General features: G+C 61.6%; 12 protein-coding genes and 1 pseudogene. 5 read left to right on the forward strand and 8 right to left on the reverse strand.

Translation table 11 applies throughout. From position 1 onward, the window contains the following. Positions 1 to 191 precede the first annotated feature (191 nt). Together mutL and CRO46_RS16110 are read left to right on the forward strand one after the other, a co-directional pair. The gene (gene mutL / locus CRO46_RS16105) at positions 192 to 2,033 is read left to right on the forward strand and encodes a DNA mismatch repair endonuclease MutL (protein WP_097108828.1); all 1,842 of its coding nucleotides are present in this window, start codon (positions 192 to 194) and stop codon (positions 2,031 to 2,033) included. A 91-nt stretch (positions 2,034 to 2,124) separates the two neighbouring features. Then, positions 2,125 to 2,349 (forward strand): DUF2093 domain-containing protein, encoded by a 225-nt coding sequence (locus CRO46_RS16110; protein WP_097108829.1) that lies wholly within the window; start codon positions 2,125 to 2,127, stop codon positions 2,347 to 2,349. 15 nt (positions 2,350 to 2,364) lie between these two features. Here CRO46_RS16110 and lpxK read toward each other — a convergent pair whose 3' ends face one another. The 6 genes from lpxK to CRO46_RS16140 all read right to left on the reverse strand — a co-directional run bounded on the left by lpxK (position 2,365) and on the right by CRO46_RS16140 (position 7,972). After that, entirely contained in the window at positions 2,365 to 3,387 is a 1,023-nt protein-coding gene (gene lpxK / locus CRO46_RS16115; RefSeq protein WP_097108830.1) for a tetraacyldisaccharide 4'-kinase, read from the reverse strand. Then, on the reverse strand, positions 3,381 to 4,724 hold the full coding sequence (gene waaA, locus CRO46_RS16120; protein ID WP_097108831.1) for a lipid IV(A) 3-deoxy-D-manno-octulosonic acid transferase: 1,344 nt from the start codon (positions 4,722 to 4,724) through the stop codon (positions 3,381 to 3,383). The genes lpxK and waaA overlap by 7 nt, the downstream gene beginning before the upstream one ends. Next, the gene (locus CRO46_RS16125; RefSeq protein WP_097108832.1) at positions 4,721 to 5,491 is read right to left on the reverse strand and encodes a lysophospholipid acyltransferase family protein; all 771 of its coding nucleotides are present in this window, start codon (positions 5,489 to 5,491) and stop codon (positions 4,721 to 4,723) included. The genes waaA and CRO46_RS16125 overlap by 4 nt, the downstream gene beginning before the upstream one ends. Before the next feature lie 19 nt (positions 5,492 to 5,510). Continuing rightward, positions 5,511 to 5,759 carry a DUF4170 domain-containing protein gene (locus CRO46_RS16130; protein ID WP_097108833.1) on the reverse strand — a complete coding sequence of 83 codons (249 nt, stop codon included), beginning with the start codon at positions 5,757 to 5,759 and terminating at the stop codon, positions 5,511 to 5,513. 63 nt (positions 5,760 to 5,822) lie between these two features. Then, positions 5,823 to 6,614, reverse strand: coding sequence for a 3'(2'),5'-bisphosphate nucleotidase CysQ (locus tag CRO46_RS16135; RefSeq protein ID WP_179759093.1), 792 nt, complete (start codon positions 6,612 to 6,614; stop codon positions 5,823 to 5,825). Positions 6,615 to 6,628: 14 nt separating this feature from the next. After that, entirely contained in the window at positions 6,629 to 7,972 is a 1,344-nt protein-coding gene (locus CRO46_RS16140; protein ID WP_097108835.1) for a TldD/PmbA family protein, read from the reverse strand. 102 nt (positions 7,973 to 8,074) lie between these two features. Here CRO46_RS16140 and CRO46_RS16145 point away from each other — a divergent pair, with 102 nt between their 5' ends. The 3 genes from CRO46_RS16145 to CRO46_RS16155 are packed head-to-tail and all read left to right on the forward strand — an operon-like array spanning position 8,075 to position 11,786. Then, the gene (locus CRO46_RS16145) at positions 8,075 to 9,892 is read left to right on the forward strand and encodes a monovalent cation:proton antiporter-2 (CPA2) family protein (RefSeq protein ID WP_097108836.1); all 1,818 of its coding nucleotides are present in this window, start codon (positions 8,075 to 8,077) and stop codon (positions 9,890 to 9,892) included. A 26-nt stretch (positions 9,893 to 9,918) separates the two neighbouring features. Then, positions 9,919 to 10,335, forward strand: a complete 417-nt coding sequence (locus CRO46_RS16150; protein ID WP_097108837.1) for a VOC family protein — start codon at positions 9,919 to 9,921, stop codon at positions 10,333 to 10,335. Next, the gene (locus CRO46_RS16155) at positions 10,332 to 11,786 is read left to right on the forward strand and encodes an MATE family efflux transporter (RefSeq protein ID WP_097108838.1); all 1,455 of its coding nucleotides are present in this window, start codon (positions 10,332 to 10,334) and stop codon (positions 11,784 to 11,786) included. Before CRO46_RS16150 ends, CRO46_RS16155 begins: the two co-directional genes overlap by 4 nt. Before the next feature lie 3 nt (positions 11,787 to 11,789). Here the strand turns inward: CRO46_RS16155 and CRO46_RS16160 are convergent, their stop codons facing one another. Together CRO46_RS16160 and rsmD are read right to left on the reverse strand one after the other, a co-directional pair. Then, positions 11,790 to 12,665: a patatin-like phospholipase family protein gene (locus CRO46_RS16160; protein WP_097109040.1), complete on the reverse strand. Its 876-nt coding sequence runs from the start codon at positions 12,663 to 12,665 to the stop codon at positions 11,790 to 11,792. Positions 12,666 to 12,729: 64 nt separating this feature from the next. After that, positions 12,730 to 13,278, reverse strand: a pseudogene (rsmD, locus tag CRO46_RS16165) (16S rRNA (guanine(966)-N(2))-methyltransferase RsmD); the annotation flags it as partial. Positions 13,279 to 13,534: the final 256 nt, after the last annotated feature.

Genomic DNA, 13,534 nt, shown 5'->3' on the forward strand with positions numbered 1-13,534 from the left:
CTTTCTGCTGTATTGACTTTACCCAATAATAGGGCGAGTGCCGTCGCAGAGTTGTACAATGTCATCGGAGGGTTAAGCGTCGCTTAACCACGATATACCAGCAGTTCCCAGAATGGCCACAAACGCTCATTTTCCCGCTGCATTTGGCCGATAGACATTGCGCTGCAGCCCGAATCCCTGAACATGAGACCATGCGCGTTCACCAACTGCCTGAAACCCTGATCAACCAGATTGCCGCCGGCGAAGTCATCGAGCGGCCGGCGAGCGTCGTCAAGGAACTCGTCGAGAACGCAATCGATGCCGGCGCCCGCAAGATCGAGATTGCGACGGCCGCCGGAGGCAAAGCGCTCATTCGTGTCATTGATGACGGGGTGGGTATGGACGCTGATGATCTGACGCTGGCAGTCCGCCGCCACTGCACCTCCAAGATCGATCAGCGTCTCGACGACATATCGACGCTCGGGTTCCGCGGCGAGGCATTGCCCTCCATCGGCTCGGTCGCTCGGTTGACGCTGAGATCGCGTCCGCACAACTCGCCGCATGCCAACGAGGTATCGCTGACAGGTGGCGTTCTGGCACCGCTCAAACCGGCAGCCGCCAATCAGGGAACCACGGTTGAAGTCCGCGATCTGTTCTTCGCGACACCTGCACGGCTGAAATTTCTCAAGTCGGACCGCGCCGAGACCGCGGCAATTACGGAAACCGTTCGGCGCATTGCCATGGCCTTTCCAGCCGTGCGCTTCACGTTGTCGGGTCCGGACCGATCGACGCTGGACCTGCCGGCGACGGGTGAAGACAGGCTGGCGCGGATCGCCCAGGTTCTGGGTGACGAGTTTGCCGCCAACACGATCGCGCTGGATGCGGCCCGTGAGGACGTCGGCCTGGCCGGCCATGTCGGCTTGCCGACCTGGAACAAGGCGAACTCGCTGTCGCAATATGCCTTCGTCAATGGCCGCCCGGTGCAGGACAAGCAGATCCTGACCGCCATTCGCGCGGCCTATTCCGACACTCTGCCGCGCGGACGCTATCCGGTGGCCGTCCTGTGGATCACGCTTGATCCCGCCCTGGTGGATGTCAACGTTCACCCCGCCAAGTCGGATGTCAGATTCAGGGACCCGGGCCTGGTGCGCGGTCTCATCATCGGCGCAATCCGGCAGGCACTGCTTGCAGGCGGAGACAGGGCTTCACCGTCGGCCAGTATCGGTCTTGCGCAGGCCTTCCGTTCACCGGAGGATGCCGGCCGGAACGCACCAGTTGAGCCGGTTCGTTCAGGCTTTGCCGGAAGCTATGCTTCACGAAGCCCGGCTGGAGGCTGGCAAGCCACGACATCGCCGTCACGGCCTCTGAATGGCGCCGGCACAGGCTTTTCCGAACCAGCCCAGCCGGAGATTGCCGCAACCGCCATGCCTTCGGCACGGTCGGACGACAGCTCAGCCGATCGTTCTACCGTCGACAACCCGCTTGGCGCGGCGCGAACGCAAATTCACGAGAACTACATCGTGGCGCAGACCCGTGACGGGTTGGTGCTTGTCGATCAGCATGCAGCGCATGAACGGCTTGTGTTCGAACGGTTCAAGACGGCACTACGGACAGGCAAGGTGGCCTCGCAGATCCTGCTGTTGCCTGAAATCATCGATCTGCCGGAAGATGATTGCGACCGGCTGGCAGAACGCGCTGATGATCTGGCAGAGTTCGGGCTTGTGCTGGAACGGTTCGGTCCCGGCGCAATCGCAGTCAGGGAGACCCCTGCAATGCTTGGCGAAACCGATGTGGCGGGCCTTGTGCGCGACATGGCGGACGAAATCGCAGAGTGGGACAGCTCGACCGGTTTGCGCGACCGGCTTGAGGCTGTGGCCTCGACAATGGCCTGCCACGGTTCGGTCAGATCCGGGCGGCGGCTGGTGACCGAGGAAATGAATGCGCTACTGCGCGAGATGGAACGGACGCCGGGTTCGGGACAGTGCAACCATGGCCGCCCGACCTATATCGAGTTGAAGCTCAGCGACATCGAGAAACTGTTCTCGCGTCGTTGAAGGGTCACCGGCACTTCCATCGACCTGCAAATCTTGCAATTTCGGGCCGAAACAGCATAAAACAGCCCACATTGAAACCGGAGCAAACTGCATGAACCGTTTTGAAGGCCCCGGCGAGCGTCCGGCAAAAATCCGCTATCTCGACGGCGACTTTCAGATCCTGATGCCGGGCAACCACGTGATCTGCGCAATCACCGGAAACATGATCCCGATCGAAGAGCTGAAATACTGGAGCGTGGAACGGCAGGAACCCTATGTCGATGTCAACGCCTCGACGACCGCCGAGCAGCGTGCCGGACGGCTGCCCCGACACTGACGCGTTGCAGTGTTGCTATCCGCGGCGCCGCCTGAACGCTGAAAGCGCCGCCTCAATTATCGCACCCGGTACATGAGGGCTGTCGAAGGCCAGGTCGATTTCCAAGACCGATGTCTTCTCCACCAGATCCGCTGAATTGCCGTGTCCGGCCTGCAGGCGGACATAATCCTTGCCGGTGGTGATCAATTGGAGGCCATAGAGCTCGGCCTCCGCAAGCAGTTCCCTGACTTCGTCGTCCGTGAACGGGTGATGGTCGGGATAGCTCTTGCACCGCGCAAGGCGGACATGGGCATCCTCAAGCGTCTGGAAGAATTTCTCGGGGTCGCCGATGGCGGCAAAAGCCAGGCAGTTCCGGTCTCTGAACTTTGCACCATTGCGGGGCTGCAAGCGGGCGAGATGGATCGGCTTGGCGGCCCGCGCAGCCAGCCTGATCACGGGATTGGCGCCATCTCCCTCGCCCACCACGATCAATGCATCGGCGTGTCGAAGCTGATCGACTACCGGCGCCCGGACCGGACCGGCGGGAAAGACGCAGCCATTGCCGATGCCGCGGCGGGCATCGACTACCAGAAGCGCCTGATCGAAAACCAGCCGGGCGCTCTGGAAACCGTCATCCATGATGATGAGATCAACACCTTCGCTTACCAGAAGATCGGCACCTTCCGCGCGGTTGGGCGAGACCACTGTTTTTGCCTTTGCGGCGAGCAACATCGGTTCATCGCCGACAAGCCGTGCCGTATCCGTCTTGAGATCGACTACCTTGGCGTGGTGCACACTGCCGCCATAGCCCCGAGAGAGAAAGCCGGGTTTCAATCCCCGGTCAATCGCCGCGCTGGCCAGCGCCAGCGCCGTGGGTGTCTTGCCGGATCCGCCGACGGTGAAATTGCCGACGCATATGACCGGCACGGCAACGGCCTTGCGCACCCTGTTGTCCATAATGCGGCGCGCGACACGGCCATAGACCCAGCCGAAGGGCGACATAAACGCCGACTGGATGCCGGAAGACTGCCACCAGAACGGCGGGGCTTCGCTTACCATTGCCCCCCTCCGCGGCTCTCCGTGTTCTCGTTGTCACGCGGTAGCAGCCGGGCCTTTACAGTCAGGGGATTGATGTAAGGTTCAAGCGCGCGAATGGTGGACTTGAGGGCACCGCGCATGTCCCGCAGGGTCTTTTCGCCGCCTTCCGCCATGGTCTTGCGGGCCTGCGGATTGGACAGAAGGAAATGTACTGCTTTTGCCAACATCTCGCCATCGCGCACATAGCGCGCGCCACCGTTCTTGAGCAGGCGGGCGTAGCTTTCCCGGAAATTCTCGGTGTTGCTGCCCGACAGCACGGCGCAACCGAGCATCGCGGGTTCGAGCGGGTTCTGCCCGCCGCCGCCCTTCAACGACTTGCCGACGAAGACGATGTCGGTGAGATTGAGATAGAGACCCATCTCGCCAATGGTGTCGCCGAGATAGACATCGGTCGACGGCTCGATCGGCTCACCGCGGGAGCGGCGTGCAACCTTCAGGCCCCTTTCCTTCAACATAGTCTCGATCGCATCGCCGCGCTCGGGATGGCGGGGAACCAGCAGGGTAAGTTGCTTGTGACGTGATGTGAGGGACTTGTGGACCGCCGCTGCGATCTCGTCTTCGCCCTCGAAGGTCGAGATTGCCGCCCAGGTCGGCCGCTCCCGGATAAGGTCCTTGAGCTTGGCGAGCTCTTCTGCATCCCAGGGCGGGGCAGTGGTGTCGACCTTGAGGTTCCCCGAGACCGAGACCGGGCGGGCACCGAGCGCCAGAAACCTTTCGGCATCGAGGTCGGATTGCGCCACCACATGCGAAAGATTTTCGAAAAGGGCGTCTGCGAGGCTCGGCCGCTTGCTCCAGCGGGCAAAGGAACGGTCCGACAGGCGGCCATTGACCAGAACCTGGGGTGTCCGCCGCGAACCCAGCTCGAGGATTGTCATCGGCCAGATCTCGGATTCGGCAATGATGGCGAGATCGGGTTTCCAGTGGTCGAGAAAACGCGAGACCGCGGGCTTGAGGTCGAGCGGGACATACTGGTGAACCACATTGTCGCCAAGCCGCTCGCGGGCGACGCCGGCCGATGTCACGGTCCCTGTGGTCAGCACCACTGCGATTCCGCGGCGGCGCACTTCATTGATCAGGGGTACGACGGCCGTGGTCTCGCCGACGCTGGCAGCATGGAACCAGACCAAGGGCCCTACCGGACGGGCAATCTTCGAGCGGCCATAGCGTTCATTGCGACGGGCGCGCTCTTCCTTGCCCTTGGCCGCACGGATGGCGAGATAAGGTCCAAGTAACGGATAGACAGCCGCGCCGAACCAGCGGTAGCCGACAAGCGCTGCCCGTGCCCAGCCGCGGCTCATGTGGCGCCCCCGACGGCCCGCATGGCTTCCTCGGTGACGCGATTGAGTTCCGCTGTCACCCTCAATCGCGCATCCGCCATTTCCTGTTCGCCTGCCTTCGGGTCTACATAGATCGGCGGCGCCAGCCGTACACTGCGTGTCCCGAACGGCAGGTTAATGGTCGTCTTGTCCCAGGTTCTTTCAAGCACCCGGCGCCGGCTGGTGGCCAGCGCCACAGGCACGATCGGCCGGCCGGAAATCTTTGCCAGGGTGACGATGCCCTCCCCCGCCCGACGCGGTTCGCCCTTGGAGATATCGGCAATCATGACGACGTTGACGCCCCGCTTGAGCGCGGTCCGCATGGAGATCAGCGCCTTGACGCCACCTTTGCCGGTATCGGTGCGCGAGGATTCACGCCCGCCCGAGCCCCGGATCACATCGATGCCGGCGCGCGTCAGAACCCGGGCGTTGATCTCGGCGTCGGCACTGCGGGAGACCAGCGAGGTGAATTTCCTGTCCGACGGGCTGGCATAGGGGACAAGCAGATGCTGTCCATGCCACAGCGCAAAAATCGCCGGCCATTCGCCATCGAGCATGGTTTCCCAATCCGTCGAGGTGCCGTTGTCGCGGTTGCTTCGCCAGATTGCCCCCAGCGCCCAGCCGATCAGTGCCGAACCGGTCCGCTGAACCAGTTCCGACTGCAACAGCCTCTTGCTCAGACGCCTCCTGGTGAAGGTCTCGCCGAGCTGCCTGAGCTGTGGCGCGCTGTCGGCGTCCGGTTTGATCATCTCGTCTTTCGCTTACGTCTCAGGACGCGGTTTTGCTTTCGCTATGCGGATCAAGCATCCGGTGCATATGCACGATAAAATAGCGCATATGGGCGTTGTCCACTGTCATCTGCGCCTTCGATTTCCAGGCCGCATGGGCCGCAGCGTAGTTGGGATAGATGCCGACGATGTCGAGTGCATCCAGATCCCTGAAATTCATCGATTCCAAGCTCTCGAGCTCGCCGCCGAAAACAAGGTGCAGAAGCTGTTTCTCTCTGCCATCAGCCATGGGATCACTCCAGAAAACGGTATCATTGATCAGGACGGGGTTTGCGGCAATTCGGCTAAAAGGTCAATGGCTCGCAGACGACTGCAGCAGGCCCAGCAGATCCGGCACCTGCCGGTGCGATGCGGCCAGCAAAAGCCCGCGCGACGGATCTGGCTGGTTGTAGAGCATGTGCCGGCCTGCCCGATCGACGAGGACATGTCCGGTTTCGGCGAGCATTACGTCAACTGCGGCCAGATCCCATTCGCTGGCCTGGGGCCGAACGAACACCCCGTCCAATTCGCCTAGCGCAACAGCTGCCAGCCTGAGCGCCAGCGACGGGCCGCCTGCAACCTTGTCCAGCCCGGCCTCGGCTCCACGCCGCATTTCCCTTGAAACAATGTCCGGGACGGCAACCCTCAACCGCTCTTCTAGCCCCGGATCGTTTGCGAGGAGGCGTTCATCGTTGAGAAAGGCCCCGCCGCCCAAATGCGCCCTCCAGATTTCTCCTCGCGCCGGAGCCGCCAGAACACCGGCCACAGCCTTGCCGTCTTCAACCAGGCCGACGCTGACGCACCAGTCGGAGCGGCCGCCGACATAGGCGCGGGTGCCGTCAATCGGATCAACGATGAAAACGCGCCGGTCGGCAAGCCGGTGCTCGGTGTCCTCGAGTTCTTCCGACAACCAGCCGTAGTCCGGACGGGCCGTCAGCAGCACCTTCTTGAGAAGCTTGTCGATTGCGATGTCGGCTTCACTGACAGGCGATCGCCCTTCGTTTTTATACCAGACCTCGGGATCCTTTCGGAAATGCGACATTCCAATATCGGCCGCCATAAGCGATGCCTCGACCATCAGGTCGAGATCATCGGCATATGTCACGATGCCATCCGCCATCACTCACCCGCAAGGGTCATGCCTTCCACCGCAATGGTGGGCGCTGCGATCGAGAACCTGGTATCGATGTCATTGGCGAGGGTCATTCGCTTGAACATGTCCTTCAGGTTCGATGCGATCGTGACTTCCGAGACTGAAAAACTCAGCTTGCCGTTTTCGATCCAGAAACCGGAAGCCCCGCGGCTGTATTCGCCGGTGACGCCATTGACACCCTGGCCGATCAGTTCGGTGACGTAAAACCCGGTGCCGACCGAGGCAATCAGCTCTTCAGCAGTCTGGTGGCCCGGACTGACGATGACATTGGTGGAGGAGGGCGACACACCGCCGCCGCGGCTTGCCCGTCCATTGCTCCGAAGGCCGAGCTCACGCGCCACGGCCGTGGTCAGGTACCATTGTTGCAACACACCATCCTCGACCATCGTCAGCGGGCCGACAGATAAGCCCTCCCCGTCGAACGGGCGCGAGCTAGGGCCACGACGAACAAACGGGTCGTCGAGGAGGGTGAGCCCGTCGATGGCAACCTTTTTGCCCATCATGTCCTTGAGAAAAGAGGTCTTTCGCGCGACCGAGGCACCATTGATTGCAGACACGAGATGACCGATCAGACCACGCGACACCCTGGGATCGAAGACCACGGTGACGTTTGAGCCGGTCTTGACCTTGCGCGGATTGACCTTTGCCGCGGCGCGTTCGCCGGCACTGCGGCCAATCGCTGCAGCATCTTCGAGGTCGGCAAAAAAGACGCGGCTGTCGAAATCATAATCGCGCTCCATCTTGACGCCCTCGCCTGCAATCACGCTGACTGAGCGAGAAAATCCGGAGCGTTGGAAGGCGCCGGAAAACCCGTGCGACGTGGCCAGAACCATGCCGTACAAGCCGGTGCCCGCACCGGCACCGATGGAGCTTGCGACGCCAGGAACCGCCAATGCCGAAGCTTCAGCTGTCATCGCAGCTTCGATCAAGCTGTCGGCGGAGGGTTCGGTCGGATCGAACAGATCGAGATCCGGCCAGGAACTGGCAAGCATCTCAGCATCGGCGAGGCAGGCATGCGGATCCTCCGGAGACACCCGGGCCATGGCCACAGCACGTTCGGCGAGGGCCGTTTCATCGCCCCCCTGCCCGGCATGGACGGTCGCGACCTTCTGCCCGACAAAGACCCTGAGGCTGAAATCATCCGATTCGGCCGACTGGGTGTTCTCGACCTGACCGTTACGCACCGATGCTGACCGGGAGCGGCTGCGCACAACCACGGCGTCGGCCTGGTCAGCGCCTGCGGAACGGGCGTGCCCGATAAGTCGCTCGGCTTTCGCCAGCAAACCTTCGCTTTGTTGTGTATCACTCATGGTATTTGGCCTTTCACTTGGCTCTCATGTATTGTCCAGACCGTCAAGCATCAAGCCCAACATGGTCCAAGCCGGCCGTTAAACGACGAAGGAACACGCCGAATGGCTGGAGACGAAGCCAACCTTTATACCCAAGGTCTCGTACTGCTGTGCGGAGCAGTGGTCGCGGCTCCGCTGTTCAAGAAGATCGGGCTCGGGACGGTTCTCGGATATCTGGCCGCCGGCATCGTCATTGGCCCATTGCTGCGGATCATCAGTGACGGCGAGGAAATCCTGCATTTTGCGGAACTGGGCGTGGTACTGCTGCTCTTCATTATCGGGCTGGAGCTGAAACCCTCGCGATTGTGGCAGTTGCGGCGCGATATCTTTGGCCTCGGGATGGTGCAGGTTCTGGTGTCGGCACTGGCTTTGGTCGCAGCCGCAGTGGTGTTTGGCGCACAACCCTGGCCCGCAGCGGTGGTCATAGGTTTCGGGCTGGCGCTATCGTCAACCGCATTCGGCATCCAGATTCTCGAAGAGCGCGGAGACCTCAATACCCGATACGGGCAACAGGCCTTTTCGATCCTGCTGTTTCAGGATCTGGCAATCGTGCCGATTCTTGCCCTGGTTCCGCTTGTCGCGCCGGCAACCAGTGACGGCGGCGGTTCCATCTTGACTGACATCGCCATCACCGTCGGCGCCATCGTGGCCTTGCTGGCTGCAGGGAAGTACCTCCTCAACCCGCTTTTCCAGGTGATCGCCGGAACCGGCGCCAAGGAAGCGATGATCGCGGCGGCACTTTTCGTGGTGCTTGCCTCCGGCTCACTGATGCAATTTGCCGGGCTATCAATGGCGATGGGGGCCTTCATTGCGGGTGTGATGCTGGCTGAATCCTCCTACCGGCATGAGCTCGAGGCCGATATCGAACCGTTTCGCGGCATTTTGCTCGGCCTGTTCTTCATGGCCGTGGGCCTCTCGCTCGAACTTAGTGTGATCAGCGAAAACATTGTCCTGATCCTGATTTCCGTGCCTGTGTTGATGATTATCAAGGCGCTTGTGATCTACGGCGCATGTCGCGCCTTCGGCTCGAGCCACAACACCAGTGTCCAGATTGCCGGGTTGTTGCCGCAAGGCGGCGAATTCGGCTTTGTGATCTTCAGCGCTGCCGCCGCCGCTGGCGTCTTCTCCGCGTCGACCGCTTCGCTGCTGGTTGCCATCGTCACCATCTCGATGGCTCTGACGCCCCTAGCGGCACTGCTGGCAAACCGGCTTATGCGAGAGGTTGCAGACGAGGAGATGGACGAGGATTTCGCCGGTGCGGGGTCCGATGTCCTGATGATCGGCTTTTCTCGTTTCGGCCAGATCGCATCGCAAATCCTGCTCGCCGGCGGATCGGATGTGACCATCATCGATCAGTCAGCCGACCGTATCCGCTCGGCCTCGAAATTCGGCTTCAAGATCTATTTCGGAGACGGAACCCGCAAGGACGTTCTGATGGCTGCCGGGATCGAACGCGCCAAGATCGTTGCCGTCTGCACCCACAAGCAGGAGATCACCGACAGGATCGTCGATCTGATTCAGGCCGAGTTTCCGACCGCCCGGATTTTCGCACGAGCCTATGACCGCACCCATACCTTGTCCTTGCGCGCCCGCGGGATAGATTACGAAGCGCGGGAAACATTTGAATCTGGAATGCTGTTCGGCCGCAAGACGCTTGAAGCGCTCGGCACCTCGGAAGACCAGGCAGCGGCCATCAGTGAGGATGTACGGCACCGCGACGAGGAGCGGCTTGCAATCCAGGCTGTCGAGGGACTTCTGGCGGGACGTGAAAAACTGCACACGCGTCCGGTCACGCCGGAACCGTTGATCAAGCCGAAACGGGAATCCGAACGTCTGGACAAACCCGTTAAAGAGGATATCACGCTATCCGACCCTGCGTGAAAGTCAGGTTGAAAGAAAGAGATTACATGACGCCCTTCCATCTTGCATTCCCGATCAGAAACATTGAAGAAACCCGCCGTTTCTATGGCGAGGTGCTTGGCTGCCCGATGGGGCGGTTCACCGAGAACTGGATCGATTTCGATCTTTTCGGCCACCAGATGTCCGGCCATGTTCGTGCTGATGCCGGAACCGGCGCGGCCACGGGGACCGTCGACGGTCACTCCGTGCCGATCCCGCATTTCGGCGCGGTGCTGGAGATGAAGGACTGGAAGGAACTCGCTGCCAGGCTCGAAGCCGCCGAGGGAATTGACTGGATCATGAAGCCGACCCTGCGCTTCGAAGGTGAGCCCGGCGAACAGGCGACACTGTTCCTGCGTGACCCTTCCGGAAATGCGCTCGAATTCAAGGGCTTTGCGGATCTCGGACAGGTCTTCGCCTCATGACCAACGGCAAGGCGGCGGCGCCCGCCCAAGCGGCCCGCCCCGCCGAACCTGCGAAGTTTGTAACCGGTTCGACCATGCGTCACGTCGTGGTGATGACCGCAACCGGTTCGATCGGTCTGGTCGCGGTCTTCATCGTCGACGCACTCAATCTCTTCTACATATCGCTGCTCGGCCAGCAGGAACTGGCAGCCGCCATCGGCTATGCCGGGACGCTTCTGTTTTTCTCCACCTCGATCGCCATCGGCCTGTCGATCGCCGCCACTGCGCTGACGGCTCGCGCGCTTGGGCGGGGAAACCGCGGCGAGGCACGCGAGATCGCAGGCGCCTCGATCGCCTATATGCTGATTCTGATGACCAGCTCCGTGGCGCTGACCTATCCCTTCCTGGCCGATCTGGTCCGGATGATGGGTGCAAGAGGCCAGACGGCAGAGTTGGCAACCGAGTTCATGCAGATCGTGCTGCCATCCTTGCCGATCCTCGGGATCGGGATGTGTCTGTCTGCACTGTTGCGTGCAGTAGGGGATGCCAAACGGGCAATGTACGTGACGCTAGGCGCCGGGGCGCTTACCGCAGTGCTCGACCCGATTTTCATTTTCGGTTTCGATCTCGGCATTCATGGCGCGGCGATCTCCACCGTGATTTCGCGTTTTGCCCTGATCGGTATCGGCCTTTATTCACTGATACGGATTCACAATCTCGTCGCGATGCCGTCGCTGAAAATTCTCAAACACGAGATCCGGCCGTTTCTCGGCATCGGCTTGCCGGCGCTGATGACGCAGATCGCCACGCCGGTGGGCAATACCTTTGTCACCACCACGATGGCTGAGCATGGCGATGCAGCCGTTGCCGGCTGGGCCGTCGTTGGCCGTTTGATCCCGGTGGCTTTCGGGACGTTGTTCGCGCTTTCAGGGGCTGTCGGCCCGATTCTCGGCCAGAACTACGGTGCCAAACGCTATGACCGGCTGATTTCGACCATGCGCGACAGCCTGATCTTCATCACTCTTTACACGCTTGTCACCTGGGCTGTGCTGGCGCTGTTCCGAAACCAGATCGCCGATCTCTTTGGCGCCACCGGTGAAGCACGGGAAGTGATCGTCTTCTTCTGCCTCTTCGTGGCCGGCAGCTTCGTGTTCAACGGCATGCTGTTCGTGGCAAACGCGGCGTTCAACAATCTCGGCTATGCGCTCTACTCGACCGTGTTCAACTGGAGCCGCTCCACTCTTGGCGTGATTCCCTTCGTCTGGCTCGGATCGCTCTGGTATGGTGCACAGGGCGCGCTCGCCGGCTACGGACTGGGTGCGGTGGTGTTCGGGCTCGCGTCCATCATCGTCTGCTTCAGGGTCATCAACAAGATCGAGGAAAGGGACAGCGGCGACCGGGACGAACTTGTGGTTCGGTCACCGCCTGCCGGCCAGTCAGCCTTCACCAGCGGCAAGGCATCCACGCTTTAGGTTTTACTTGAAGAACGTGAAGGCAGCGTCAAGGTCACGTTTGAGCTGTTCAGCAACTCCCGCGGATCCGGCCAGGATCTCCTTCGCCTTGAGGAAATCGAGGACGCGGAACTGGTGCACCTCGGGCCTGAGCAAAATTTGCGGCGGGTGAGCCTGGCGCTTCATCTCGATAATGGATTGCATCATCAACTGGCTGGCGCCGAACATCATGTCGACCGTCGAGGGTGGCTGTCCGGGGATGCCGGAGGGCAAACCGACCACGTCAACTCCTATGACGATGTCGGCCTGTCCCGCCAGTTGGTCAAACGGCACAGGATTGAAGATGCCACCGTCGATCATGATCCTGTTCTCGATTGCCACCGGGCGAAACACGGCCGGTATCGCAGCCGAGGCGGCAATTGCCATGCGCAGGTCGCCTTTCGTGCAACACACGGCGCAATGGCCATAATAATCCGTGACCATGATCCTGGTTGGAATTTTGAGGTCCTCGAACCGCCGCGCCACCGTATCGGGCAGGAACGCCTCGAGAATGCGTTCGACATTGAACTGCCCCAGACGAAGCCCGCCTTCCATGGCGGTCTTCACACCGCGCGGCCGGGCCTTCCAGATCAGGCTGAAGGCGTTGCCCGGCTTCCCCACCGTTTCCAGCGTGTGTGCACGAATTTCCTCTCCCGACATGCCCGAGCCCATCGAGGCCCCCATGATCGCGCCGATGGAGGAGCCCGCGATTGCAACAGGCTTGATGCCGAGCGCATCCAGAGTCTCAATGACATGGATATGGGCAATCCCCCGCGCGCCGCCGCCGCCGAAGGCAACTGCGACGGTGGGATCGGAAGATCGGGCCGGCTTCTCCGGCACGAGGGGTTTGACATCACTCATGGTCATGCCTGCTTTCCGTGGCAACGGCGGAGATTGATCGACCAACGGACGAGTGCGGCACAGTATAGCGGAAAAAGCGCATCACCGTGTCACCGAAAGCGCGGCTGTCGAGCAGCTCGAAACCACCTCCGGGATCCGGATCCGCTGCGGTTTCTTCTTCGAGCACCACCAGTGCGCCTTCCCTGATCCAACCACCGCGCGAAGCCGAGGCAAGTGCCCGCTCGCCCAGGCCCTTGCCGTAGGGCGGATCGGCAAAGACCAGGTCGAAAGCGCCCATTGTGCCAGAAGGTCCGAGTTTCGTTGCATCGCGCCGGAACAACCGGGCCCGTCCCTGAAGTCCGAATGTCTCGATGTTTTTCTGGATGATGCCCCGGCCCTCGACACCGCTTTCGACAAACAGCGCCGAGCGCGCGCCGCGCGACAGGGCTTCGATGCCGACCGCGCCGGTGCCGGCAAACAGGTCAAGCACGCGCGTGCCGTCGAGCACCGCCGGATGGGCGTGGCTTATAATATTGAAAAGGCTCTCCCGGCTGCGGTCCGTGGTGGGCCGGATGGTCAGCGTTTTCGGTGCGGCGAGCCCCCGGCCGCGGAATTCACCGCCGACGATCCGCACCGGGTCCACGTCCCTTGCCGGAGGCCGGTTTGCCACCGCGGTTGTCAGATGATGGACGGCCGCCCGCCGAAGGCTTGCCAGCCCCCCTGGACGGACGATCGGATGTCTTGCCGCCACCGGGTTTGCCGGACGGCTTCGTGCCCGGCTTGCCGCCCGGTTTCCTGACATCGCGCGTCGGGCGCTCCGCGACATCCTCTCTCGGCGGCCGCGGCTTGGTGCGGCCCTTGGGGAAGCTGCCGCGGCGTGTGTCGGCACG

Origin of the sequence: Parahoeflea halophila, from assembly GCF_900220985.1 — a bacterium.
GTDB lineage: Bacteria > Pseudomonadota > Alphaproteobacteria > Rhizobiales > Rhizobiaceae > Hoeflea > Hoeflea halophila.

Bases quoted from the DNA above. Each gene is read 5' to 3' on its own strand.
- mutL (WP_097108828.1), top strand. From the start codon at position 192: ATGCGCGTTCACCAACTGCCTGAAACCCTGATCAACCAGATTGCCGCC.
- CRO46_RS16110 (WP_097108829.1), top strand. From the start codon at position 2,125: ATGAACCGTTTTGAAGGCCCCGGCGAGCGTCCGGCAAAAATCCGCTAT.
- lpxK (WP_097108830.1), bottom strand. From the start codon at position 3,387: ATGGTAAGCGAAGCCCCGCCGTTCTGGTGGCAGTCTTCCGGCATCCAG.
- waaA (WP_097108831.1), bottom strand. From the start codon at position 4,724: ATGAGCCGCGGCTGGGCACGGGCAGCGCTTGTCGGCTACCGCTGGTTC.
- CRO46_RS16125 (WP_097108832.1), bottom strand. From the start codon at position 5,491: ATGATCAAACCGGACGCCGACAGCGCGCCACAGCTCAGGCAGCTCGGC.
- CRO46_RS16130 (WP_097108833.1), bottom strand. From the start codon at position 5,759: ATGGCTGATGGCAGAGAGAAACAGCTTCTGCACCTTGTTTTCGGCGGC.
- CRO46_RS16140 (WP_097108835.1), bottom strand. From the start codon at position 7,972: ATGAGTGATACACAACAAAGCGAAGGTTTGCTGGCGAAAGCCGAGCGA.
- CRO46_RS16145 (WP_097108836.1), top strand. From the start codon at position 8,075: ATGGCTGGAGACGAAGCCAACCTTTATACCCAAGGTCTCGTACTGCTG.
- CRO46_RS16150 (WP_097108837.1), top strand. From the start codon at position 9,919: ATGACGCCCTTCCATCTTGCATTCCCGATCAGAAACATTGAAGAAACC.
- CRO46_RS16155 (WP_097108838.1), top strand. From the start codon at position 10,332: ATGACCAACGGCAAGGCGGCGGCGCCCGCCCAAGCGGCCCGCCCCGCC.
- CRO46_RS16160 (WP_097109040.1), bottom strand. From the start codon at position 12,665: ATGAGTGATGTCAAACCCCTCGTGCCGGAGAAGCCGGCCCGATCTTCC.